This is a genomic window from Bacteroidales bacterium, assembly GCA_022647615.1.
Classification (GTDB): Bacteria; Bacteroidota; Bacteroidia; order Bacteroidales; family UBA932; genus Egerieousia.
On sequence record JALCKZ010000001.1, the window covers coordinates 549,033 to 575,436 of the forward strand.

Genomic DNA, 26,404 nt, shown 5'->3' on the forward strand with positions numbered 1-26,404 from the left:
TCGAATATTGACTACGGGTAGTTAACATTTTTTCAACAATAGAATATTTTATTACCTTTGCCTCCGCAAACGCAACAGGGAACGCTGTGAAAATCGGCGACAGTTTCCGCTGCTGTAAGTTCCATAAAAGTTTTGGTTCTCTTTGCCACTGGTTATTTACTGGGAAGGCGCCAAGACGGAATAAGTCAGAAGACCGGCATTTGCAATTGTGCAGTGAATTGTACCTGCGGAAAACGGGAAAAATTTATCTTATGATTTATTATATGAAAAAATTATTGCTATGTGCGTGCACTTTGTGCATGCTGCTGAGCTTATGCACTTTACAGAGCTGCAGCAAAAATGATGACGAACCTGCTTACAAAGTAGCTACGTTAACTTTTGAATCCATGAAGTCTTCTATGATTGCTTCCGACGAATATGGCACAAACCTTTACGGACAAAAATATTATTGGATGGATGACAGCACGGGACTTTGCTCCAAGTGCAACGGAGACCAGTACTATAGCGGCGGAATTGCAGTCTCAAATTTTAACAGAATGGATTTCTCTTCTATATCAGGTGGCGACTGGTATAAATATCAAATGAATGTTTATTACAAAAACAAAGCAGGTTATCCGGGATATAACAATTCAAAAAATTGCGCCGTATCTTATGGATACAAGGGGGCATATTCAGAAGGGCCGACTATGTACTTTAGTGATACGGATACCACGCAACGTGTTATAGATCACCTATATATCTGCAATACGACTTACGGTTACTACACCTCAATGGTAGATGATGTTTTTGGAGTTGGAAAGAATCCTATGACCGCCGCAAACAAGGGCTGGTTTAAAGTTACATTTAAAGGAATAGACAAGAACGGCAATACCACAGGTAGCGTAAGTGCTTACCTTGTAGACTTTTACAACACAACAGGCAAGGGCTTTTATTCTGAATGGCAACCTGTAGATTTGTCTTCTCTCGGAAAAATCCACACCCTTTACATTGATATGAGCAGTTCAGATACAGGTACTTACGGAATGAATAATGCAGCCTACTTTGCAATAGACAACATTGCGGTCCGCATAGATAGAGGAACAACGCCAAAAGCAAAAGCCCCTATTTTTTAGAGAAACAGTTTGTTTGTTTTACAGTTAATTATAAAAAGGCTTTAGCGTGCGGGCTTGCAAACTTTTGATACTGACTCTTTTATTGGTCCCGACAGTTTTATTGTCAAGAACTGCTGCGGCACAGGATAACCAGCTGCAGTCCAAAAAATTATCAAAGAATTCTTTGGACAGCATGCAGTATCTTCATCCGGCCGTTGTAGTTGCAGACAGAGCTCAGATTAAAATCATTCCCGCCCAATCTCTGCATGGAAAGGAGTTGGAGAAGCTGAGCGTTCACTCTGTTGCGGATGCTATCAGATATTTTTCCGGAGTTCAAATTAAGGACTACGGAGGAATAGGCGGACTTAAAACCGTGAATGTCAGAAGTATGGGAAGCCAGCACGTTGGAGTTTTTTATGACGGAATAGAACTGGGAAATGCGCAGAACGGAATTATAGACTTGGGGAAATTTTCTCTGGACAACATGGAGTCCGTCTCTCTTTATAACGGACAAAAGAGTTCCATCTTCCAGAGTGCGAAAGATTTTGCCTCCGCAAGTTCTGTTTATCTTCAAACAAGAATTCCAGTTTTTGAAAATTACTCAGCAGAAAATCTGTCGGGAATAAAAAAATTTAAAGCATCAAATAATTTAAAAGTGACTTTAAAGGGGGGCTCTTTTGCAACTGTAAATCCATCTGTTTTATGGGAGCACAGACTCTCTGAGAAAGTCAGCAGTTCTTTAAGCGCGGAGTATTTATACACCAGCGGACGATATAAATTTACATATAAAAAATCCGGCGGATATGATACAACTCAGTACCGCCATAATGGTGATGTTCACGCACTTAGGGTGGAGGCTGCATTGTTTGGCAACGGGAGGAACGGAGCCTATTCAGATGACATTGCACGCAGCGCGGAGTGGAGTGTCAAGAGTTATTACTATGATTCCAGGCGCGGTTATCCGGGAGCATCGGTCAGGCAGGAACCGGGGAAATTTATTAACGCAGACAGGCAGTGGGATAAGAATTTCTTCACGCAAGGTTTGTGGAGAAAAAATTTCTCCTCTTTTTACGGTTTGATGCTGAAGGGGAAATATTCTTATGACTGGCTTCACTATCTCTCTGACCCTAGGAAAGATGTGAGCACAATGTATGTGAACAACCACTACAAACAACATGAGCTTTACGCCTCCGCTGCAAATGATTTTAGAATTTTCAAATGGTGGAATGTAAATCTCTCCGCAGATTTGCAATGGAATAAACTTAATTCAGATATGCTGAATTTTGTCTATCCAAAACGATATAATTTATATGCTGCAGCCGCTACATCCCTGAGATTCAGCAGGGTAAAGGTGCAGGCCAGCCTGCTCTATAATTACGTAACTGAGGATGTTAAGAGCGGTTACAAGGCAGCAAAGGATAGAAATAAATTTACTCCGGCAGTTATCGCATCTTACGCTCCGTTTGATAATATAGATTTAAACTTCCGCGCATTTTATAAAAAGGTTTTCCGCATGCCTACGCTGAATGATTTGTACTATACGTTTGTGGGGAGCGTAAACTTGGAGCCGGAAGTAGCTGAGCAATACAATGTTGGAGCGGGATACAAGAAAGAGTGGAAGAGCGGTTTTTTAAGAAATATAACGGCAGATGTTGATGCCTACTACAATGAAATCAACAATAAAATAATTGCAATGCCCGCATCTAACCAATTTAGATGGACAATGGTAAACCTTGGTTACGTGGAGATTAAAGGGATTGATGCCGCGGCCTCCGGAGAATGTGCAATTGGCAAAGCAAGGATAAATGCAAGATTGACATATACATATCAGAAGGCGCAAGATTTTACAGATAAAAGCAGCAGCTACTATGGAGGGCAAATTCCTTATGTTCCATGGAACAGCGGTTCTTTAATTCTTGGCGGAACATACAAAGGATGGGAGGCTAATTACAGTTTCATCTATACCGGAGAACGTTATACTTCCCAGGCAAACACAGTTGAGAATCATGAGCAGCCTTGGTATACCAGCGATTTTTCTATCTCTAAAAGCATTAAGAATGTGCGACTTACTGCGGAGGTAAATAATATTTTCAATCAGCAATATGAGGTAGTAAGATGCTACCCAATGCCAGGAATTAATTTCAGATTTATTGTGAGCGTAAGTTTTTAGAGGACGGAGGAAATAAAAAGGTGAAAGATATTTTAAAAACATATTGTAAACATATCCTAGAACATTACTCTTTTGTTATAGTAATGCTTTTATTATATGCTTGTTGCACGGCGGTACAAGGTTGCAGAAAGATGGAAGAGATTGTTCCGTCAGCCAACACCCCGGTCACCCCGGGCTATAATGCAAAAAATATCCAAGGCATTTATCTGCTAAATGAAGGAAATATGGGAAGCAATAAAGCGTCATTGGATTATTTTGATTATCAAAGCGGAACGTATTACAAAAATATTTTTCCAAGCATAAATCCTACTGTTTCACGTGAACTTGGAGATGTGGGAAATGATATAAAAATTTACGGAGGAAAAATTTACGCTATAATAAATTGCTCCAACTATCTGGAAGTGATGGATGCCGCCACTGCAAAACACATTACGGCAATTTCAATTCCAAATTGCAGGTACCTGGCTTTTCACGGAGGTTACGCTTATGTAACTTCTTATGCGGGACCCGTATCAATAAATCCTAATGCCCGCAAAGGATACGTTGCAAAAATAGATACAACCTCTCTTGCAATAACAGACACTTTAACAGTTGGTTACCAACCCGAACAAATGGTATCTGCCGGGAATAAAATGTATGTGGCAAACTCCGGCGGATACATGGCTCCAAATTATGACAGAACAGTTTCCGTCATTAATCTGAATAGTTTTAAAATTGAAAATACTATTGACGTTGCAATTAATCTTCACGCAATGCAGGCAGATTCCTATGGAAATGTGTATGTCTCATCAAGCGGAGATTACAACAGCACCGGATCCGACATTTATGTGATAAATACCGCAAGCGGAAGTGTAACGGGGAGACTTGGGATAGCTTGTTCCGAGATGACATTGTGCGGAGATTCTTTATATGTCCTGGGCAATGCTTACAGTTATGCAACAGGCAAGCACACACCATCTTATGAGATTTATAATATAAAAACAAAACAAAAATCCGGCGGCAATTTTATAACCGATGGGACAGACTCAAAAATTAAAACTCCTTATGGTATTGCGGTAAATCCGGAGACAAGAGAAATTTTTGTAACGGATGCAGGAGATTATGTAACTCCGGGAACTTTATATTGTTTTACTCCTGCAGGAGTAATGAAATGGAGCGCAACAACCGGAGACATTCCCGCTCATATTGCATTCACCAAGAGCAGATTACAGAGTGTAGGAGAATTAAATCCTGGAGAGGAAAACAGTGCTGCTTACTGCAATAAAGTTTATGAATTCATGCCTGCGCCGGGACAATTTGTGAATGAAGGTTATTCTGCTTCTACAATGTCAGCCGCCTGTTCTTATGCTTTGAACAGGTTGAAACAAAAAGCGATTGTATCTCTTGGAGGATTTGGCGGTTACATAATTGCAGGGTTTGACCACGCTGTGCAAAATGATGGAGGTTATAATATTGAGATTCTTGGAAATTCTTTTGACGGTTCTTCAGAACCCGGAATTGTCTATGTGATGCAAGATGCAAACGGCAACGGCTTGCCTGATGATACATGGTATGAACTTGCAGGGAGCGAATTTTCCAAAGGCACTACAAACCGCAAATACTCTGTAACTTATACAAAGCCGGCATCTGCAACCGCAGACATTCCGTGGACAGATTCAGATGGCAAGAGCGGAGTAATTGGACGCAATACCTATCACTCACAAAATTATTATCCTGCATGGGCAGCTGCAGGTACGGCAACTTATGGCAGCGCTGCGGGAATTGTAAATGTTACGGCTAACTCATTGAAGTTTACCGGTACCCGTCTGCCTGACAATAACAAGCAGCTCTCCGCAACCTCATGGGTTAACAGCGCTTTTGAATGGGGATATGCTGATAATTTCAGTCTGATTGACAGACTTGCAGCTGTTGACCCCGCAAATAATCCTCACGCATTATCACAAGCTAACTACTTCAAAATCAGCAATGCCATAGATACAAGCGGAAATGCTGTCTCACTTAAATACATAAACTTTGTAAAAGTGCAGACAGGCATCAACTGTCAGGACGGATGGATTGGAGAGGAGAGCACGGAGGTATCTTGTATAAAAGATTACAATCTTGTTAAATAAAGCACCATTGGTCTCCGCAGAATAGCGGGGCCCTCTTTTTGCTTACATTTGTCTGTCGCGATACAATTTGCGGCAAAACTATAATATGATTGATATTGCCGAGCGGACCAAAAAGCTCAAATCATATTTTTCCTTTGAAAAGAAAAATACAATTGACGATACTAAAGTAGAAATTCTTCCCTTTCATTTTTCTGAAAGATTGGGGAGCGATAGCACTGATTCTCTGCAAGTTGGAATGCCTTCAACAGATTTTTGCACCGATAATGAAACAAAGATTATAGAGAACAGAGAGTTTGATTTTGTAATTTTCAAACCCGCCGGCAAAAATATCACGGGCGCAGAAGAAGCTAATACAGAAGAGTTTAAAGAGTGCATATTGCTGCTGCACGGATTGAATGAACGCTCATGGGAGAAGTATCTCACTTGGGCAGAAGACCTTGCAATTAACTGCAACCGTCCTGTCATTTTATTCCCGATGGCTTTTCACATGAACAGAACGCCCGCATCTTGGTGTGCGCCAAGGCTTATGATGCCATGGTCATCAAAAAGGAGGGTGCTGTTTGGAGGAATAAGCAACTCCACTTTCTGCAATGTTGCTCTAAGTTCCCGCCTCTCTCTTTGTCCGGAAAGATTTTATGTATCCGGCAGAGAATCAGTCTATAACATTGCCCAGCTTGGCAGAGATATCAGGGAGGGAAAAATCCTAAATGACGGGAAAAGAATATTCTCGCAAGATTGCAGAATAGATATTTTTGCCTACTCCGTTGGCGCTTTGCTGGCGCAGACTGTTCTTATTGCTAATCCTGATGGAAATTTTTCCGACAGCAAACTTTGCACTTTCTGCGGCGGCTCCATTTTTGGAGACATGAACGGAAGTTCAAAAGATATTGTTGACAGCGAGGCATTTGCAAAGATTCACAATTACTATTGCAATGACTTTGTTAAGACTAGCGGAGACTCAATTCATGAAGCCTACAAATCTTTAATAACAGTTGACTGCCTTAAGCAAGAGAGAGAATCGTTTTTCACAAAGGCTTGCAACAGAATAAAAATGCTCACTCTTAAAAAAGATAAAGTCATCCCAACCTTTGGCGCTTTGCACGCTGTCGGGATAAAAAATTCCAACCTAGTAGAAGAGATAGATTTTCCTTTTGAATATTCTCACCAGATTCCGTTCCCGGCTCCTCACTCTGCATCACTGAGAATGAAAGAGTTGCTGCCGGAAACACTATATAAAAGTTTCAGACGCGTCTTTGACACAGCCGAGAGGTTCCTTAAATAGTTCCCCTATTTTAAGCGGCCCGCCAAAATTGGGTTTATTTTCACTACCTTTGCCGTCGGTAAGAGTCAAAGGAAACAGATGGAAAAACTATCAGATCTCAAGACCGGCGAGAAAGGCGTTATTGTTAAAGTCCAGGGACACGGCGGATTCAGAAAGCGTATTGTGGAGATGGGCTTCATAAGAGGAAAGACTGTAGAGGTCATTCTTAACGCCCCCCTTAAAGATCCAATTGAGTATAATATCTTAGGCTACAACGTTTCTCTGAGGAGAAGCGAGGCTCAGCAAATTGAGGTTATCAGCACGGAAGAAGCTGCGCACTTGGCGCGCGAACATGATTCCGCCGCTCAGATGAGAAGCGCACGATGCATTGGATGCACCGTCGCTGATTGTAAATATAAAGCTTATAATCAGTCATTTACAGACTCGGAAGAAGATGAGCTTGCACGCGGCGCGCGGGAGAAAAGCAAGGAGGTCAGCATTGCACTTGTAGGAAATCCCAATTGCGGCAAAACAAGCTTGTTTAATATCTCCAGCGGCGGCCATGAAAAAGTTGGCAACTACAGCGGCGTAACCGTTGATGCAAAGCAGGGTTCTTTTTACTTTAAAGGTTATCATATAACTTTAACAGACCTGCCTGGAACTTACTCAATATCAGCATATAGCCCAGAGGAAAAATATGTCCGCAACCACATCATAAATCAAAAGCCGGATGTCATTATCAACGTAATTGACGCCACAAATTTGGAGCGCAATTTATTTTTGACAACTCAGCTCATAGACATGAACCTTAGAATGGTGATTGCCTTTAATATGTTTGATGAACTGGAGGAACACGGTGACCATGTGGATTACAGAGAGTTAGAGAAGCTGCTGGGTGTTCCTATAGTCCCGACAGTTAGTACGGAAAAGAGGGGTATTTCTGAACTTTTCAGTACTGCAATTCAAGTTTATGAGGAGGGAGATTTTGTGAGGTCTACAGATGCAAGCGGAAAATATCCGCTGGAAAAATCGGGAGAAAAAAATGATCCGTCTACAAAAGGAAGATTTATCCAAACCAATAAACCAACTGATGCTTACGGAATTGCAGCGGTCTTGAAGCACATTCACGTAAATCACGGCCCAGTGCTGGAGAGAAGCTTTGACAGAATAAAGGCGGAAATCTACAAGAACCCGAATGCAATGGATGAGTTCACTCCGCGTTTTCTTGCCATACGTATCTTGCAAAAAGATAAGCAAATAGAACAGTTTGTTGCAAAGTTTCCAAACCATGCCGATATCTTCCGCGTTAGAGATGAAGAGATATTAAAGGTAGAGAAAGAACTGCACGATACTCCGGAAAATGCGGTAATGGATGCAAAGTACGGATTCATTGACGGAGCTTTAAAAGAGACACTTACGCTTGCCAAGCCAAAGAAGACGCTGAGCAGGACTGCAAGAATAGACAACATAGTCACAAGCAAATATTGGGGTTATCCTATTTTTATAGCGTTAATTTTTATAATGTTCCAGACAACATTTACGCTAGGCCAATACCCTATGGACTGGATTGATTCAGGGGTGAATTGGCTTGGTGCTCAAATATTTGCGCTGATGCCAGATAATTGGTTCCGCGCGCTGCTAATTGGAGGAATAATAAAAGGCGTGGGCGGAGTCATAGTATTTTTGCCAAACATTTTAATTTTGTTCTTCTTCATATCCCTGCTTGAATCAACGGGTTACATGGCCCGCGCCGCTTTCATCATGGATAAAATAATGCACAAAATAGGACTACACGGCCGCTCCTTCATCCCTCTGATTATGGGATTTGGCTGCAACGTTCCAGCCGTGCTGGCAACAAGAACTATAGAGAACCGCAACTCCAGGATGATTACAATTCTGATAAATCCGCTAATGTCCTGCAGCGCCAGACTCCCTATCTATCTGCTGCTTGCGGGGACATTCTTTCCGCACTCCGCGGGACTTGTAATCTTCTGCATCTATTTTGGAGGAATATTTTTGGCAGCTATCATGGCAAAAATCTTTAAGAAATTTTTGTTCTCAAAAGATGAAACGCCGTTTGTAATGGAGCTTCCGCCATATAGAATTCCAACATTCAAATCTCTAATGCGAGATACTTGGGACAAAGGAAAACAGTATTTGCACAAAATAGGCACAATTATTTTGGCCGGCTCTATAATTATCTGGGCTTTAAGTTATTTCCCGACAGAACAGAATTCATTTTTGATGATGCTCGGGCAATTTATTGAGCCTGTAATGAAGCCGCTTGGGTTCAACTGGAAAGTAAGCGTTGCGCTGCTTAGCGGAGTTGCCGCAAAGGAAATTGTAGTCAGCACGCTTGGAGTTTTAAATGCCGTAATAGATTTGACCCCTGCAATTGCCTTGAGCCTAATGCTTTTCACTCTGATATATTTCCCGTGCGTTGCAACTATAGGAGCAATTAAAAATGAGACGGGAAGCTGGAAATGGGCAGCATTCACTGTATGTTATACTCTTGTACTGGCCTGGATAGTTGCTTTTGTGGTTTACAGAGCATTTCTGATGTTTGCTGCTTAAGCCCTTAAATGCTTGCAGCATAAAAAAAATTGCATATATTTGCACTCCCAAAACGGCCAAAACGCCGCAGAGGACAACACGGGAGGTTCGTCTAACGGTTTAGGACAGAAGATTCTCATTCTTCAAATAAGAGTTCGATTCTCTTACCTCCTACAAAAAAAGGCAGACGAGATGTCTGCCTTTTTTTTTGAGCGGAAAACGGGACTCGGACCCGCGACCTCAACCTTGGCAAGGTTGCGCTCTACCAACTGAGCTATTTCCGCGATTCCCCTTTGGGGAGTGCAAAGATATAAAGTTCCTTTTAATCTGCAAAATTAGATTACACTCTGGAACTCACGCAAGAACCGCACATCATTCTCAAAATAATGCCTAAGATCATTAACCTGCCACTTAAGCATTGCAATTCTCTCTATACCCATTCCAAAAGCAAAACCTGTATATTTTGTACTATCTATATGGCTTGCTTCCAATACGTTAGGGTCAACCATTCCGGCGCCCATAATCTCCAGCCAGCCAGTACCTTTGCAAATATTGCAACCCTTTCCGCCGCAAATATTGCAGCTGATATCAACCTCCGTACTTGGCTCTGTGAAAGGAAAATATGAAGGTCTCATTCTAATTTTTGTATCGGGTCCAAACATCTCCTGCACAAACAAAAGGATAGCCTGCTTTAAATCTGCAAAGGAGACATTTTTATCTATGTAAAGTCCTTCTACCTGATGGAAAATGCAATGTGCACGTGCGGAAATTGCTTCATTTCTGAAAACTCTTCCAGGACATACAACCCTGATAGGCAGAGGCATACGCTCCATTGTCCTAACCTGGACAGAACTTGTATGAGTCCTCAGCAAAATTGGGTCATTGCCGTCGGGATTAATAAAAAACGTATCCTGCATATCGCGGGCGGGATGGTCAGGAGGAAAATTAAGAGCCGTAAATACATGCCAGTCATCCTCAATCTCAGGCCCTTCTGCAACCGCATAACCAAATTTTCCAAAGATGTTCAAAATTTCCTCTCTCGCAATAGAAATCGGATGGCGGGTTCCAAGCTCAAACTTGTCTCCCGGTTTTGTAAAATCAAACTTCTTGCCCCCTGCAAGTTGCCCATTCTCAAAGCCTTCCCTCAACGCCTCAATTCTCTCCGCAGCTTTAGTCTTAAGCAAATTCAGCTTTTGTCCAAACTCTTTTTTCTGTTCCGGCAACACACCGCGGAACTCTTCAAACATTTTGGTAATCTCTCCCTTCTTTCCAAGAAGCTTTACTCTAATGTCCTCAACATCTTGCAGTTTCTGAGCTTTAAGATTTTCTATCTTCTGCAAGAGCTGTTCAATTTCTTCTTTTGTCATCTCTTAAAATTTTACGGCTGCAAATATACAAATTAAAGAACGCGTGCCCAAAGTCTATATCTTCTCTCTCACAACCGGCATGGTCATACACCTTGCGCCGCCGCCACCGCGCGGAAGCTCGCTTCCCTCAATAGTAACAACACAACGCTTATACGAATCCAAATCTTTCTTCCCCGCAATCACATCTTTTGCCGCAAGAACCTCATAACCACTATCATTCATCGCCTCAATAGTATGGATATTTCTGGCATAAGCAAAAACTTTTCCAGGTGCAAGGGCAAAACTGTTTGCTCCGCTGTGCCACTGCTCTCTCTCCTCATTCCACTCATCATCCCCGCCGCAGATAACAGGTTTCAAATCAACGCCAAGACGTCTAAGCGCGCTAATTATATTCGCGACAGTTTTTATGCTTTTTACTTTCCCGTTATCTATTGTTATAAGCACCGTTCTGTACTCATTATCACCAAGTATCAGCGGTTCATAAATCAGGCAGCTGTCTCTGTCTAGCATTGTAAACACCATATCAAGATGGATAAATGACTCAACATTTCCAGGAAGCTCCTGCACAAGAATATATTTTTCTCCTTCTGTTTTGTCTTTGCAAAAACGGGAAATCATCATGTCAATTCCCTGGGTGCTTGTGCGCAACCCGTTACCAATCAAAAGGATATGGTCATTAACAACTTCAACGTCTCCGCCCTCTATGGTAAGACCGGCATTAACCTGGCTCCCTGCAATTCCCCCCTCGCCAACTTTTTCATGAGAGTAATCGTTTGCATTAATCATCTCGCAATCAAATAATTGCGGACATTCAAAAATTGCCTGCATAATCATGGATTCACGCACTCTCACCTGATTTGCCATCTTGCAAATCAGCACATCTTTTCCAACGGAAGCGGACGCGTCGCGAGTAAAATAAAAATTATACAAAGGACTTAATGCGTAGTACTCATCTTTAATGTATGCCGTCAAGGTATCAATTTTTGCCGGCAACCCCTCTATCAAAAGAGTTGTTAGTTCCTTGGAATTCAGGTCCATAAGAGCATCGAAATAATCCAGGGCATTTTCCACGGAACAAATTTTCCTTACCAGGGTATCTCTTTGCATTCTGTCATCCAGGACAGTTTTTAGCAAGTCATTAACTTGATAAGTTTTTGTGTACTTCTTAAGCACGCCGTTAAGCTGTGCATATTCTTTTTGGGCTATTGACAAATTTAGGATGTCACTGTATAAAGCGCGCTGTGCAGTGCGAGGCGTCATGTTCTCCACCTCAGCTCCGGGGGTGTGAAGTATTACCCCTTTCAAGCGGCCTATCTCGCTTTGTACGTTAACTTTTACAGGTGTCATAAATTGTTTTGTTTAAATATTGTTATCACGACAGTTAATCTGTCGGGATTATTATTTTATTCTTATAGCAATTAAATGTGCTATATTATTGATACTTAGATAAATCTTTAACCGCCAGGTCTGTGAAAATCTCTTTAAAACCTTTCTCATCTCTTGGGCAGACCAGCAGAACATCTTTGGTGCTGATGACCATGTAATTCTGCAATCCTTTAACTACCACCAGCTTTCCCGCTTCATTTGAAACCACGATGGAATCTTTTGTGTTAACCATCATTTTTGCATCGGCCACAACCATGTTATTATCGGCATCTTTCTCATTGTGGACATACAGGCTCTCCCATGTTCCCAGATCGCTCCAGCCAAATGAAGCCTCAAACACCCAGCTCTTGGAGGTCTTCTCCATTACTCCGTAATCTATTGATATTCCGGTGCATGCCTCATAAGCATCATCCGCCGCTTTCTGCTCTGCGGAAGTATAATAAACGTCCGAAATGTCTTTGAACTGTGCCGCGACATCCGGCAAATATTTCTCCAGCTCCGTTTTAATTGCCTCCAGATTCCAAACAAAAATTCCGGAATTCCACAAAAACTCTCCGCTCTTCACCAATACTTTTGCAAGGTCCGCATTAGGCTTCTCCGTAAATGTCTTTACCTGATAAGCGGTATGCCCGTTAATTTGTTTAGACTGAGCCTTATTTGCTTGAATATAACCATATTGCGTTTCAGGTCTTGTAGGTTTAATTCCAAGCGTATAAAGTTCTTTTGTCCCGGCCGCATGATCCAGCACCGTACTTACAGTATCCAGAAAAGCCTCCTCATTTATAATTAAATGGTCAGAAGGGGTGACAACAACACACGCATCCGGATGTTTTTTATACAGCTTGTAGGTTGCATAAGCAATACAAGGCGCCGTATTTCTGCGGCGGGTTTCCAGCAAAATGTTTTCATCCAGCAGTTCTGGTATTTGCTTCTTTATCAAATCTTTATACTGCATGGCGGAAACAATTATAATATTCTCCGCCGGAATAATTTTCTCAAATCTGTGAACAGTCGCCTGCAAAAATGACTCACCGGTTCCCAAAATATCCAGAAATTGTTTAGGTGTCGCGTTCCTGCTTACAGGCCAAAAGCGGCTTCCAACTCCGCCGGCCATTATGATACAATATTTGTTACTCTCCATTTCTAAAATCTCTTCAATTAATTCACTAAGGTAAGAATTTTTTATTACCAAGACGGCGCAAATGCATTTGGGAAATACTCAACGGTATGTCCCTGTGGCATAAACACCACGGATACCACATCAAATACAACCTCTTTCTTAATACGGTTTCTTTTAACGAACCCTGCTGCGGCGGCGATTACCTTTTTCCGCTTTGCAGCGTCAACTGTGGCGAAGGGCTCAATAACAACCGGATACTCTCTGCTCCTCACCTCCACTATATGCAGCATCTTATCATCTTCCATCACAATATCCAGCTCCAGATGTCCGCACCTCCAGTTGCGGGACAACAGCCTCAAACCCTTGCTTTGCAAGAATTCAAGGGCAATATCCTCCCCCTCTTTTCCCTTCTCCGTTGTTACCTTTCTCTCCATCCCTATAAACCAACTTGCAGAGTACGCTAAAAGTGACTCTGCAAGTAACTAAAATTCAATTAAATATTCTGTCGGGAGCTCTATCTCCTGCTGCGATGGTGATGTCCGCGCCCATGCTCCTCAGATGCGGCAGCATGAAACTTCTCATAAGTCACCAGCACAGAATCTTTAGGAAGGTGCTCTCCAACTTTTACATTAACCTCTTTGATTTTTCCATCGTATGGGGCATTGACAACATTTTTCATCTTCATTGCCTCATAAATCATAAGTTTGCTTCCCTTGCGGACCTCATCTCCAGGCTTCACAAATATCTGAATTACAGAACCGGGGATATGAGAAAGCACTTTTGTAATATCAGGGGCCTGCCACTTCTTGCGCTCAAGAAATTTCTTGGTGAAGAAAGTTTTATACGCCGTTCCTTCTTCATGCAGCTGCAGATGTTTTGCCTGCTCGGCCGCAGGAGTAACTACCGCATCGGCAACCTCCGGAATAGCACGTACTTTCTTCTCCTCTTTATTCAGCTCCTTTTCCTTATCATCAAATTTTTTCTCTAGATCCTTTGCAACATCGGGCTTAGGTTGCGTTACCTTCGCACCCTCTTCCTTTGCGGCTGCCAATGAAGAAATCTTATAATTACGCTTAGTACTCTTTTTTATTGTTGTAGATTTAGTTTCAGCTTTTTTCATTTTTTACCTCACTTTTTAAGTTAAACAAAACTCTGTGAGAACTATTAAAATGGTGGAAGGCCGTGCTTCTTGCTAGGACCGCCGGCGTATTTGTCAACTGAAATCTCTAGAGACTGAAGTATAAATTTCCTTGTGTCGGCAGGGTTGATAACTGAATCTATATAACCCTTTGATGCTGCTACATAAGGATTTGCAAACTTCTCTTTATATTCTGCAACTTTTTGTTTTCTCATTGCCTCAGGATCTGCGGCCTCCATAATTTCCTTGCGGAAAATAATGTTTGCTGCCCCTTCCGGTCCCATAACTGCAATCTCTGCTGTCGGCCATGCAAAAACAAAATCTGCTCTTAAGTGGCGGGAGTTCATTGCAATATAGCCTCCTCCGTATGCCTTTCTAAGGATAACGGTAATCTTTGGAACCGTGGCCTCTGAATATGCATAAAGAACTTTTGCTCCATGCCTGATAACACCTGCGTGCTCCTGGTCAACTCCAGGCAGATAACCCGGCATATCCTCCAAAGTAACTATCGGGATATTAAAGGCATCACAGAATCTTATGAACTTAGCTGCCTTATCTGAAGAGTCGCAATCCAGCACTCCGGCAAGATACAACGGCTGATTGGCAACAAAGCCAACTGTCTTTCCGTGCATTCTTCCAAAGCCCACAACAATGTTCTTTGCCCAAAGTTCCTGAACCTCAATAAAATCTGAGCTGTCTGTCAAGGACCTGATAACGTTGCGGACATCATAAGGAGCGGTTGCATCAGCAGGGACAATTTTCTCAATCTTGTACTTCTTGTCCGGCTCCTCTGTCTTTTTAACTACAGCAGCAACCTTGTTATTTGCAGGCAAATATGAAAGCAAAGTCTTTATTTGTTTAAAGCACTGCTCCTCTGTCTCTGCAAAGAAATGGGCATTACCCGTAATTTCACAATGAACGCGGGCTCCGCCAAGACTCTCCATATCAATCTCTTCTCCAAGAACTGATTTGATAACCTCCGGACCCGTGATAAACATTTTAGAAATCTTATCTACCACAAAAACAAAATCAGTCAATGCGGGAGAATAAACTGCGCCACCTGCGCATGGTCCCAAAATGACTGAAATCTGCGGAATTACGCCGCTGTTAAGTGTGTTTCTGAAGAAGATTTCTCCATAACCCGCAAGAGAATTAACACCTTCCTGGATACGCGCACCGCCGGAATCATTAATTCCAATCAGCGGAATTCTCATCCTTAAGGCGTAATCCATTATTTTGGTAATCTTTCTTGCATGCATACTGCCAAGGGAACCCCCGGCAACCGTAAAGTCCTGAGCATAAATTGCTACCGGCTGGCCGTTAATCTTGCCGGTACCAATAACCACTCCGTCTCCGGCAAGAATTTTTTTGTCCATTCCAAACTCTTTAGCGTCATGCTGAATGAACAAATCGTACTCATAAAACGTTCCCTCGTCTAATAGCTGCCTAATGCGCTCCCTGGCTGGGAGCTTGCCCATTGCAATTTGTTTTGCAACGGCCTTTTCACCTCCTCCCTGCAATGCTTGAGCTGTACGCTTCTGCAAATCGGAGATTTTTTCGCTTAGTAAACTCATATTTTATTATGTATAGGTTTTAGTGCGGCAAATTTAGTACTTTTTTGTTTTATACACTCTTTTTACTCACGATAGATTATTATATCTTTGCCTTTCGCTCTAAATTTAAAGAATAAAACACTTACATATATGACATTATCATTTGCGCAAAGACACATAGGCCCAAGAGAGAAAGATATCAGGGAGATGCTTTCCGCTCTTAAGGTTAATTCTATGGAAGAGCTTGTTAAACAAACTGTTCCGGAGAACATTTTATTAAAGAAGGATTTGGAGATGGACGCTCCAATGACGGAAAATCAATACCTGGCAAAACTTAAGGAGATGGTTGGAAAGAACAAGAACTTCCGCTCTTTGATTGGACAGGGGTTTTATGGCACCGGCGTGCTTCCGGTAATTGTGAGGAATATTTTTGAAAATCCTTGCTGGTATACCTCCTACACCCCTTATCAGGCTGAGATTTCACAAGGCCGTCTGGAGGCCCTTCTGATTTTCCAAACAGTAATTAGCTCACTTACAGGCTTTCCGTTGTCCAACTGCTCTATGCTGGACGATGCGCAGTCTGCAGGAGAGGCTATGAGAATGATGTACAATGTCCGCAGCCGCAACGCCGTTAAGGCGGGGAAAAATGTGATTTTTGTTGATCAAAACATTTTCCCTCAGGTACTTTCCGTGCTTAAGACACGTGCTACAGGTCTTGGATTTGTCATTCAGACAGGAGATTACAAGACGTATCAGGTTGACCCTATGTGTTTTGGAGCGCTGGTTCAGTATCCTGCAGCCAACGGAGAGGTTAGGGACTATGCGGAGTTCTGCAAGAAAATGCATGATAATGATGCACTTGTAACGGCATACTGCGATATCCTTTCCCTTGCAATGCTAAAAGAGCCCGCAGCGTGGGGCGCAGACGTAGCTGTCGGGAGTACGCAAAGACTTGGACTTCCTATGGGCTTTGGCGGACCTGTGGCAGGCTATATGGCTACAAAAGATGAATACAAGAGATTTATTCCGGGCAGAATTATTGGAGTTTCTGTTGACCGTCTTGGAAATAAGGCAGTTAGACTAGCTCTTCAGACCCGCGAACAGCATATTAAGAGGGAGAAGGCGACTTCTAATGTCTGCACCGCAACTGCTTTGAACGCCACAATGGCGGGAATGTTTGCGGTTTATCATGGACCTGAGGGAATTACTTCCATTGCAGAGAACGCTTCAAAATTTGCCCACAGAGTAGCGCGCCATTTGAGAGAGGCTGGCTACAAGCTGGCCGTTGCAGATGAGCATTTCTTTGACACAATTGAAATTCAGGGATGTGAAGGAGGCTCATGCAAATTTGATGTTGCAGCAATCCGCAAGAAAGCTGAGGATGCCGGCTTTAATTTCTATTATACTCCCGATGGTTTCATCCGCATAAGCTTTGATGAGCTTTCATGCAAAGAAGAGGTACATAAGATTCTTCCGATATTTGGAATTGAGCCTTGCTGCCACGGCGGAGAGGGACACGGACAAGGATGCTGCCATGGTGCAGAAATGGGCGCCGCACAAGAAGGCGGACATTGCTGCTGCAAAAACTTGGACGGCTTCATGCAGAGAGAAACCCCTATTTTAACAGAGAGCGTTTTCAACTCTTATCATTCAGAGACTGCAATGATGAGATTCATCAAAATGCTTGAGCGCAAGGATATTTCACTTGCACATTCAATGATTCCTCTTGGCTCATGCACAATGAAGCTTAATGCTGCCGTTGAGATGATGCCGCTTAGCTGGAGCGAACTTACCAACGTTCACCCTCTTGCACCTAAAAATCAGGTGGAAGGTTATATGCAGCTGATTAGAGAGGTTGAAAAAGACCTTTGCACAATTACCGGTTTTGACGCCTGCTCTTTGCAGCCAAATTCCGGAGCAGCAGGGGAATACGCAGGTCTTACAACAATAAGAAGATATTACAAAGCTACAGGAAAAGAGAACAGAAACGTAATGATTATCCCAACTTCCGCACACGGGACAAATCCGGCAAGTGCTGCAATGGCGGGATATGAAATTGTTCTTGTAGGCTGCGATGACCGCGGAAATATTAATGTAGATGAACTTAAAGAGAAGGCAGAAGCTAACAAGGATAACCTTGCAGGCCTAATGATTACATATCCTTCTACTCACGGAGTTTTTGAGGTTAAGATTAAAGAGATCATGGATATCATTCACAGCTGCGGCGGAATGGTTTACATGGACGGTGCAAATATGAATGCTCAGGTTGGTCTTACAAATCCTGCAACAATTGGTGCGGATATTTGCCACTTGAATTTGCATAAGACTTTTGCAATGCCTCACGGAGGCGGCGGTCCCGGCGTTGGACCTATCTGCTGCACAAGCACTTTGAAGCCTTATCTGCCTGGCAGTCCTTATGATTCAGAGACCGGCGGAAGAGATATGGAGTCTGTCAGCGCATCCGCTTACGGAAATGCAATGCTGCTTCCTATTACTCATGCTTATATTAAACTTCTTGGCGCAGAGGGACTTAAAGAGGCATCTGAAGTTGCTATTCTTAATGCAAATTATATTGCGGCGCGCTTGCATCCTGATTATGAGGTTGTTTACGCAGGAGCAACTGGAAGAGTTGCACATGAGTGCTTAATAGACTGTCGTGATTTTAAAGAGAAATATGGCGTTGGTTCAGGTGAAATTGCAAAGAGATTAATGGACTTTGGATTCCATGCTCCTACATTGTCATTCCCTGTACATGAGACACTTATGATTGAGCCTACGGAGAGCGAGCCAAAGGAGGAGATGGACAGATTCATAGATGCTCTTAAGACAATTAAGGGCGAGTGCGAGAAGATTAAGAGCGGAGAATATGATGCTCACGATAATCCTCTTGCAAATGCTCCGCATCCTGCATTGGAGTGCTGCTCAGATAATTGGGCTCACAAGTATTCTCGCATGACTGCGGCTTATCCGCTGGAGTGGGTGAAAGAGAACAAGTTCTGGCCGGCTGTATCAAAAATTGATGATGGCTACGGAGACAGAAATCTTGTCAGCTGCTGCGAGAACTAAATAGTCCGCATACTCCAACAATAATTAAGACGAGCAGAAAAACTGCTCGTCTTTTTTATTAATAAGGAGCCTCATAGGGACGCACATAATTCTAAGATGACAATATCGGATAATCTTTGTAAAACTTTAATAAAGAGATTGTTTCAGCTCTCATTTTAGTGCGGACAAATTTCTTTGTCTCTTCATCTGTCAATTCTCCAAGTCCATTTAACAATCCCCTGTCGCTCATCTTATTTAATTTATCTATGCACTTTTGAATATAATCGGCAAGTTTCATTTTCATGCGTTCCTCAACTATCATATTATTAATTGGCACATGTTTTTGCATAAAGAAACAACAATCAAAAATATCTCTGTTGGTAACCTCCTTTCTATCCAGCAACGCACAAAGTTTGTGCGCAAACATATCCGGCTCTGCCAGCACTTTTACTGCTACTCCAAATAAATTTTTTATTTCATAGTAGTTATCATATTGTCTTGTAGATATTTCCACCTTTAATTTTCTTTCTCCTGCACCATAATCCAACACTAAAATAAGCCCAAAGTATTTTTCAGCTTCATCCGCAACTTTTCCGTATTTCTGCAAAATGGCCTTCAGCTTGTTATGAACTGTTTTTTGCTCTGTATCGTCCAGCAAATTAAAATCCAAGTCAACGGAAAAACGTGGCAAGTCATAAAAAAACATCAATGCAGACCCACCCTTAAATCCAAGGCATTCAGCAAGTTTCACATCTGAATAAATATCTTTCAGTATCTGAAACATATACAATCTATGTTTATTTTTATCAAACATTTTACATAAAATTTTAAACAGAATTTAAGAGCTTGTTCAATCTCCTTGCTAAAATTTTTGAATTATAAATGGGCAATATTTCTGCAAGAAGTTTCTTGTCTAAAGAAGGAATATTATCAAAAGTATAATTTTTGTTCAGATACATCGTATCCAGCAAAGCTCTTTCTGTTGTTGCAATACTCTTATTATTAACATTTTGTATCCCGACCGGATTTACCAATATCTCCGATTTAATTTTGCGGTAAACAACCTCTGTATCATTAACTTTCACTTTCCTGCTAAGGTAACTAGCCATTGTAATTGTTGAATTATACTGAAATATAATTCCTTTACTCTGGAGGACGGATTCAAATGAAATGTAAGACGGCGTATATAGTATACCGGCAAGTTCCTCCATATTAAAATTTTCCTTCGCATATATTCCTTTGCGAGGGTTCAAAATCTTACCGCTTTGAACGTAATAGTTCAGACGTTTATACAAAGCATCAGGGCGCGGCTCCTCTATAACAGCAGCTATATCATTCAAACGGAACACGCTCCTAGGCTCCTTATACAGAGCCAGAATCACATTTGTTTTCTCTTTATTTAAACTGTACATCTAATTTTTTTGGATAATCAGTTCACAAATATAACAATTATTTGAATTTATACGCAATTATTAGACACGGGGAATTTGATTAACTTTGCACCGCTCTGCCGCAGAGGCAGATTGCGCGGAAGCTGAATATGCAAAAGACTAAAAGCAAGATAGATATAAAGAACAAGAAGGCGGGATTCGAGTACGAATTTCTGGAAAACTACACCGCCGGAATTGTCCTGGCCGGTACCGAGATTAAATCCATCAGGGCCGGAAAAGCCTCTCTTGTAGATAGTTATTGCTTCTTTGACCACGGAGAGCTGTACGTCAAGGGGATGCATATAGCGGATTACTGGTGGGCCAGCTACAACCGCAAAGACCCCAAAAGAGACCGCAAGCTGCTGCTTAAAAAGAAAGAACTTAAAAAGCTGCAACGCTCTGTAAAAGAGAAGGGACTCACGATAGTTGCTTCTCGCCTGTTCATTGCAGATAATGGCTACGCAAAACTCAACATCTCACTTGCCAGAGGCAAGAAAGAGTATGATAAACGTGAAACCATAAAGCAAAAAGATATGCGCCGTGCGGAACAAAGAGGAGAGGATTATTAATCCATCACGGATCTTAATTCCCCAATGAACTCCTGTGCAATATGGGTGAATCCTCTGTCTGTCAAATGAGTACCATCTACAGTATCTTCATTGTCAATTACATTTCCTGAGATATCTAAGTAATGGAGATTAGTGTATTTCTTAGCCAGTCTCTCAAAAATAGATTTCCAAAGAGCATTCTCTTTATCCATCTCTTCTTGTAAAGAAGAACTTACGTTCTGCTGAGGATATCTATAATTTGTAACCATTACCACGGGGACATTTGGATGCGCCGCAGCAATCTTGGTAATGAAATAATCTGAACTGTCTCTGACCATATTATAATCGCAATTTGCCAGGCAATCAATTACATACGCAGATGCAGGAATCTTGGTTACAAAATTTGCCATTGATTTATCCATGCGTCCGTTGCCGCTGAAGCCCAGATTAATTGTCTCTCTTCCAAGAGCGCGCTCAACGATTGCAGGATATGCCATACCGGGACGAGAAGCGCACCCGCCTTGAGTTACGCTTGTTCCATAAAATACAATTGGCAATTTTTTGCTTGACTGACCCTGAACATTTGCAGGAAGCAAATCTGCTGACTGAGGAGCAGAAATTTTAGCACTGCTGTCAACTCCAATCTCAAGATTCTCAATACCATCATACAGAGGCAAATACATCAAATATTCTCTTTGAGTTCCATCCATCTTGCGGACAAAAACGCTGGAGGAATTTTTTCCGTTAGGAAAAACAACGCCAACATAAATCCAGTTGCTTTTACCAGTCACAGTATTAACCGCTTTCTTTCCAACTCTTTTTGCATCCTTGCCAAGAGATTTAAACGCCTCCTTAAATTTTTCTCCGGTATTTGCACTTTTATCAACTCCATCAGACGGATTTGCATAATCTGCAAGAGTGTAAATATCTAATCCTCTGATACCTGTACCAGCCATGTGAGCCATGCTGAAATTATTTATCAGTGTCCATTTAAGGCCAATGCACTTTGCATTAGATGAAAATCTAATAGCAATACCGGCAGAATTTTTTCCCAAATCCCAAAGCTCCTTGCGAACAACACCATTCATTCTATTTGGCAAACGATAATAATACGCGCTATCCGCCGTCCCCTTCTCCGCCTGTCCAATCATAATCGCCCTCCCCTGGGCTATCAAATCTTTCACATTTTCAAATTCCAGGTCTGAAACCTTTTGTGCACCAGCATATTGCGCAGTCATTAAAAATGCCGCACAAACTGCCACCGCCGTTAAAATCTTTTTCATATTATGAATTTTTAAAATATTCAACCACAGACAGATTACTCTCAAATACTCTACCAAACAACACATTTAATGTGGGGAATTTATTTACTCGGGTAGTTTTATCCACTCAATATTTATCCCTTTCCTCTCCATTCCCCGGAACCAGGTCATCTGCCTTTTTGCAAACTGATGAATTGCAATTGCAAGATGCTCCTTCATTTCATCAAAGCTCAGCTGTCCCGTAATATACTGAGTCACAAACTTATATTCCAATCCGTAATAAATCAGGTCTTCGGCTTTTATGCCGCCATCCAAAAGTTTCTTCACCTCATCTACCATGCCGCCGTCCAGCCGCTGCTGTAATCTTCTGTCAATACGCGCATTGCGTATTTCCCTGTCCGGATTAAGACCAATATATTTGACTTTTATTTTTATCCCGACAGGTTTCCCCTCTGCGTCCTCACCACATATACCACTTTTCTCTGATCTCCCCGCCGCCTCAGCTTTTTCAATTTCAATTGCGCGGATAACTCTCTTCTTGCTGTCAAAGTCTGTATTGTTGTGTGGCTCAGAGTTGTTGCTTGCTTTTAATTCCGCAAGCATTTGAATAAGTTCCGGCATCTCTTTCTTCTCCAGCTCCTCCCTAAGCGCGTGGTCAGGGGCAACTTCTTTCAGCTCATAACCGGTGCAAACGGCCTCTATATATAAACCGCTTCCGCCGCAGAGAATTGGAAATGCTCCGCGCGCAACTATCTCATCGTAAACCTTTTGGAAATCCTGCTTATACCGGAAAACATTGTATTTTTCACCCGCCTCCACAATATCAATTAAGTGATACGGCACACCGTCATATTCCTCCAAATCCTTTCCCGTACCAATATCCATCCCGCGGTAAACCTGTCGCGAGTCAGCAGAAATTATTTCCGCAACAAATGATTGACCTTCAACTTTTTGAAATCCTCCGCGTCTGTTTTGCAAATGCGCATCCGAGATTTTTTTTGCGCACTCAACGGCAAACTTTGTCTTGCCGCTTGCGGTGGGGCCAAGGATGCAGAGCATATCATAATCTGCGGGAACTTTAATTATTTCAGAAAATATATTTTGACTATCAATCATTTGCAATGGCGCAAATTATTTAACGGCCGGAGTTTCTACAGGGTAAATCCTGGTTGGAGTTTTTATGTAAAAACTCCTGATGAGGAAGAACAGGCCAACCAAAATAAACGGAATGCTTAGCCACTGCCCCATGTCTAAAGACATATTATTTTCAAAGGCTTCTTGCGGCTCTTTGACAAATTCAATAAAGAATCTGGCGGCAAACAGAAGCGTAAGAAAAAGACCAAATAAAAATCCTCTGTGAACTTTCTTATGGGCATAACAATAAATCAGCACCATAATTACGCCAATCAGGCAATATGAAAGCGCCTCATAAAGTTGAGTGGGATGTTTTGGCATCAGCTCTCCGTTGCGCTCAAAAATGAAACCCCAAGGAAGAGATGTCGTAACTCCGTAAATCTCTGAGTTCATGAGATTTCCAAGCCTGATAAACATACCCGCAAAGGGAACAGCTATCGCGAGCCTATCCATAACCCACAAGAAATCAAAATGATACTGCTTGCCATACTTGTGAACATACCACCACACTCCAAACAAAATTGCAATTGCGCCGCCGTGACTTGCAAGCCCGCCGTGCCATACTTTAAGAATCTCCTCCGGATGCTCAACAAAATAATAGTGTGGTTCATAGAAGATTATATGACCAAGACGCGCTCCAACCAGGGCGCAAATCAAAAGCATATAAAGCATCGGGTCCAGCAACTTTAGAGGAAGCGCCTCTGCCTTGTAGAACTTTGTAAACATCCAATAACCTAATATAAAGCCCGTTATAAAAAGAATGCCATACCACCTAACAGCAAAATGTCCAATATGCAAAAGGTATGGAGAAACATTCCAGCGTATAAACAGCAGGTTAAATAGGGTATTAACAGATGTTATTATATTCATTTTTTCAATCTCTTTTGTTGAAACTATCTTGTCATCCTAGAGTAAACACTCAGAGGTATAATCTTCTCAAACTTGTCTTTTAAAACTAGTTCTCCGCAACTAAATTTCCCCTCTCCTCCAAAAGCCTTATTAAGCAGCGTGTTTGCAAGCAGGGCTGAATAACCATTTGAATATAAATTAAGTACAACAAACGCATTTTTAGGCGCAACGATTTTGGCACACTCGGACAGCATATCAAAAAGCAATTCGTCCAACTTCCACCTTTCGCCCTCCGGGCCATGTCCGTATGCGGGAGGGTCAAGTATCATGCCATCATATAAATTGCCGCGTCTGGCCTCTCTTTTAACAAACTTAAGCGCATCATCTATAATCCATCTGATATTATCCAAACCGCTAAGCTCCATATTCTCCTTCGCCCATGCAACAACCTGTTTAACAGAGTCCAGATGAGTAACATCCGCACCTGCCGCACGTGCCGCAAGTGAAGCTGCACCCGTATAGGCAAACAAATTTAAAATTTTGATGCCACCGTCATTATTCCCGACGGGTTTGGTATCCATTTTATTTACAGACAGTTTATCCACCAACATTTTTGTGCGTGCATATATCCAGTCCCAATTTGGCGCCTGCTCCGGAAACACTCCGACGTGTTTGAATGATGTAAGACCAAGACGCAACTTCATATGCAAGCCGTCAAGCTTTGCCTCATTTCCCACTGAACCGTCCGAGCCTCTGGCAAATCCATGCCTTTTTTCTGACCACTCAGAGGCAATTCTTTCAGTATTAGAATATTCTATCGTCCATTGTTCAGGCATTTTTTTGAGTTTCTCCCATGTGCCGCTATCCTCCTTGCCCTGTTTTCCAAAACCGGCACCCGGAACAAATTGAGTATACGCCAGCTTCTCCCACTCGCTATCGGGCAAGCTTTTGCTCCATAACGCTTTAGGCTCAGGGCGCGCAAGCACGTAAGTACCAAAACGCTCCAGCTTATACCCGTCTCCGGAATCTATGATTTCGTAGTCTTTCCAGCAATGCGGATTTTCTACTATGATTTGAGGTTCTGTCATTTGTCGCAAAGATAACTTTTGTACCGCTCAGAAGCAATTTTTTAAACTTGGGCAGGAGCCAAAATACAAAAACTAATATTTCTCACCCTTGGAAAAACGATTTGTGTATTTGCGGCCTACCGGTAATATTCTATTTTTCTTTTTGTAATTCTACGTGGCATACCGCCCCTGTATTCTGTCTTGGTTATCCAATTGCCATGGTTATCATACTCATATTCAGCGGAATACATGTTTCCTAAAGAATCTGTTGAAGAGTATGAAATCAGGTTTCCCGCAGTGTCTCTGGTGTAATTGTATTTTGATACAATACGGCCGCTAATAACATCCTGTGACGGTCTTTTAGGGTGCTCTGGATCCATATCGTATTTCCCGGTGATATCCTCACTGCAATTTATTTTATCTCCTTTTTTATCATACTCGTAGCTATATATGTGGGAGCGGTTAACGAAATTGTCTTGAAGAGGTATGTGTTCCTTCTCCTCCATTGTGGCTAAATCACCCTTATCATTGTATGTGAATTTGTGCATGTAGTTCACATATGTTCCCCCCTTTCTGGTGGGGTAAATGCTTGTTTCCTCCGTCAGTCTTCCCTTCTCATCATATATAAACGACACCTCCGCATCTATTCCACCCGCTCCGTGAACCCAATATAATTCCGCGTGGATTAAGATCTTTTTCTCTGCCGGCATGCCATTCTCATAATACTTAAACAGAACATCCGATACCATAGTTTCCTTCCCTTTTCTGTTTGAGGCAACAGTTCTGCGCTCTGTCATATTCCCGCGGTCATCGTATGTGTGGTAAATTTTGTACATGCATGCCTTGTCGTCTGCGGGACAAAAATATTTTATTACCGATATGTTTCCTGATTTATCGTATTCATATACGTGTTTTCTTTTTTGTCTATCGCAGACTCTGTATAGTATTTTCCCGCCTTCGTAAACGTAGTTCCAATCATTGTAATTTGTAACATTTCCTCCCGTGTCGAATGTGACGGAACAACAGTTTTCATTTTCATTAAAATTTCTGGAATAGGGCAGGTCTTCTGCCAGATCGTTATCTTGTTCTATGCTTTTCACCTCTCCTTTTAGCAGAAAAAAGGCAGAATCTTTCTGCAAATTTATATGGGTTAACATCATATCTTCAAATATCCATAAAGTTTGCTCAATATCACTGTCCATTTCATGATTTGCCGGAACAGGCTGACAATAAGATAAATTGCAACAAAGCATCATTGCCCCCGCCAACGTGCTGCAGAGGATGGTTTTAATATTTTTCATGGTTTTGTTTTTAAAATA

The 26,404-nt window shown here is 42.0% G+C and carries 20 protein-coding genes, 2 tRNA genes and 1 riboswitch; of the genes, 8 read left to right on the forward strand and 14 right to left on the reverse strand.

Features of this window, described 5'->3' with window-relative positions:
- Positions 1 to 26: 26 nt before the first annotated feature.
- A riboswitch (cobalamin riboswitch) is annotated at positions 27 to 217 on the forward strand.
- Between the two features lie 46 nt (positions 218 to 263).
- The 6 genes from LKM37_02355 to LKM37_02380 all read left to right on the forward strand — a co-directional run bounded on the left by LKM37_02355 (position 264) and on the right by LKM37_02380 (position 9,360).
- The gene (locus LKM37_02355) at positions 264 to 1,112 is read left to right on the forward strand and encodes a DUF4465 domain-containing protein (GenBank protein ID MCI1719857.1); all 849 of its coding nucleotides are present in this window, start codon (positions 264 to 266) and stop codon (positions 1,110 to 1,112) included.
- A 172-nt stretch (positions 1,113 to 1,284) separates the two neighbouring features.
- Positions 1,285 to 3,261 (forward strand): TonB-dependent receptor, encoded by a 1,977-nt coding sequence (locus tag LKM37_02360; protein MCI1719858.1) that lies wholly within the window; start codon positions 1,285 to 1,287, stop codon positions 3,259 to 3,261.
- Positions 3,262 to 3,392: 131 nt separating this feature from the next.
- Positions 3,393 to 5,372: a hypothetical protein gene (locus tag LKM37_02365; protein MCI1719859.1), complete on the forward strand. Its 1,980-nt coding sequence runs from the start codon at positions 3,393 to 3,395 to the stop codon at positions 5,370 to 5,372.
- Between the two features lie 85 nt (positions 5,373 to 5,457).
- Positions 5,458 to 6,654: a DUF6051 family protein gene (locus tag LKM37_02370; GenBank protein MCI1719860.1), complete on the forward strand. Its 1,197-nt coding sequence runs from the start codon at positions 5,458 to 5,460 to the stop codon at positions 6,652 to 6,654.
- 78 nt (positions 6,655 to 6,732) lie between these two features.
- Complete coding sequence (feoB, locus tag LKM37_02375; protein ID MCI1719861.1) at positions 6,733 to 9,207, forward strand: ferrous iron transport protein B; 2,475 nt, start codon at positions 6,733 to 6,735, stop codon at positions 9,205 to 9,207.
- Positions 9,208 to 9,287: 80 nt separating this feature from the next.
- A tRNA-Glu gene (locus LKM37_02380) sits at positions 9,288 to 9,360 on the forward strand.
- Between the two features lie 37 nt (positions 9,361 to 9,397).
- On the opposite strand, the gene LKM37_02385 is transcribed toward LKM37_02380, so the two are convergent.
- The 7 genes from LKM37_02385 to LKM37_02415 form a co-directional block, all read right to left on the reverse strand.
- Positions 9,398 to 9,470 (reverse strand) — tRNA-Gly (locus LKM37_02385).
- Positions 9,471 to 9,521: 51 nt separating this feature from the next.
- The gene (gene pheS, locus LKM37_02390; GenBank protein MCI1719862.1) at positions 9,522 to 10,553 is read right to left on the reverse strand and encodes a phenylalanine--tRNA ligase subunit alpha; all 1,032 of its coding nucleotides are present in this window, start codon (positions 10,551 to 10,553) and stop codon (positions 9,522 to 9,524) included.
- A 54-nt stretch (positions 10,554 to 10,607) separates the two neighbouring features.
- A complete protein-coding gene (locus tag LKM37_02395) occupies positions 10,608 to 11,900 on the reverse strand; it encodes an arginine deiminase family protein (GenBank protein ID MCI1719863.1) in 1,293 nt (430 codons plus the stop codon).
- An 85-nt stretch (positions 11,901 to 11,985) separates the two neighbouring features.
- Entirely contained in the window at positions 11,986 to 13,080 is a 1,095-nt protein-coding gene (locus LKM37_02400) for a mannose-1-phosphate guanylyltransferase (GenBank protein MCI1719864.1), read from the reverse strand.
- A 44-nt stretch (positions 13,081 to 13,124) separates the two neighbouring features.
- Positions 13,125 to 13,493 (reverse strand): YraN family protein, encoded by a 369-nt coding sequence (locus LKM37_02405; protein ID MCI1719865.1) that lies wholly within the window; start codon positions 13,491 to 13,493, stop codon positions 13,125 to 13,127.
- An 80-nt stretch (positions 13,494 to 13,573) separates the two neighbouring features.
- Positions 13,574 to 14,179, reverse strand: coding sequence for an acetyl-CoA carboxylase biotin carboxyl carrier protein subunit (locus LKM37_02410; protein MCI1719866.1), 606 nt, complete (start codon positions 14,177 to 14,179; stop codon positions 13,574 to 13,576).
- Positions 14,180 to 14,223: 44 nt separating this feature from the next.
- Positions 14,224 to 15,771: an acyl-CoA carboxylase subunit beta gene (locus tag LKM37_02415; protein ID MCI1719867.1), complete on the reverse strand. Its 1,548-nt coding sequence runs from the start codon at positions 15,769 to 15,771 to the stop codon at positions 14,224 to 14,226.
- A gap of 129 nt (positions 15,772 to 15,900) precedes the next feature.
- Between LKM37_02415 and gcvP the strand changes: the two genes are divergently transcribed.
- Positions 15,901 to 18,816, forward strand: a complete 2,916-nt coding sequence (gcvP, locus tag LKM37_02420; GenBank protein ID MCI1719868.1) for an aminomethyl-transferring glycine dehydrogenase — start codon at positions 15,901 to 15,903, stop codon at positions 18,814 to 18,816.
- Positions 18,817 to 18,907: 91 nt separating this feature from the next.
- Here the strand turns inward: gcvP and LKM37_02425 are convergent, their stop codons facing one another.
- Both LKM37_02425 and LKM37_02430 read right to left on the reverse strand, forming a co-directional pair.
- Positions 18,908 to 19,579, reverse strand: coding sequence for a nucleotidyl transferase AbiEii/AbiGii toxin family protein (locus LKM37_02425; GenBank protein MCI1719869.1), 672 nt, complete (start codon positions 19,577 to 19,579; stop codon positions 18,908 to 18,910).
- A gap of 43 nt (positions 19,580 to 19,622) precedes the next feature.
- A complete protein-coding gene (locus LKM37_02430; protein MCI1719870.1) occupies positions 19,623 to 20,207 on the reverse strand; it encodes a hypothetical protein in 585 nt (194 codons plus the stop codon).
- Positions 20,208 to 20,335: 128 nt separating this feature from the next.
- Between LKM37_02430 and smpB the strand changes: the two genes are divergently transcribed.
- The gene (gene smpB / locus LKM37_02435) at positions 20,336 to 20,794 is read left to right on the forward strand and encodes an SsrA-binding protein SmpB (protein ID MCI1719871.1); all 459 of its coding nucleotides are present in this window, start codon (positions 20,336 to 20,338) and stop codon (positions 20,792 to 20,794) included.
- Here smpB and LKM37_02440 read toward each other — a convergent pair.
- From LKM37_02440 to LKM37_02460, 5 genes are all read right to left on the reverse strand, one after another.
- Positions 20,791 to 22,056: an SGNH/GDSL hydrolase family protein gene (locus tag LKM37_02440; protein ID MCI1719872.1), complete on the reverse strand. Its 1,266-nt coding sequence runs from the start codon at positions 22,054 to 22,056 to the stop codon at positions 20,791 to 20,793. The genes smpB and LKM37_02440 overlap by 4 nt on opposite strands.
- Before the next feature lie 84 nt (positions 22,057 to 22,140).
- Positions 22,141 to 23,151: a tRNA (adenosine(37)-N6)-dimethylallyltransferase MiaA gene (miaA, locus tag LKM37_02445; GenBank protein MCI1719873.1), complete on the reverse strand. Its 1,011-nt coding sequence runs from the start codon at positions 23,149 to 23,151 to the stop codon at positions 22,141 to 22,143.
- Positions 23,152 to 23,166: 15 nt separating this feature from the next.
- Complete coding sequence (gene lgt, locus LKM37_02450; protein ID MCI1719874.1) at positions 23,167 to 24,039, reverse strand: prolipoprotein diacylglyceryl transferase; 873 nt, start codon at positions 24,037 to 24,039, stop codon at positions 23,167 to 23,169.
- A 23-nt stretch (positions 24,040 to 24,062) separates the two neighbouring features.
- On the reverse strand, positions 24,063 to 25,106 hold the full coding sequence (locus tag LKM37_02455; GenBank protein ID MCI1719875.1) for a class I SAM-dependent methyltransferase: 1,044 nt from the start codon (positions 25,104 to 25,106) through the stop codon (positions 24,063 to 24,065).
- A gap of 116 nt (positions 25,107 to 25,222) precedes the next feature.
- Positions 25,223 to 26,386, reverse strand: coding sequence for a hypothetical protein (locus LKM37_02460; GenBank protein ID MCI1719876.1), 1,164 nt, complete (start codon positions 26,384 to 26,386; stop codon positions 25,223 to 25,225).
- Between the last annotated feature and the right edge of the window lie 18 nt (positions 26,387 to 26,404).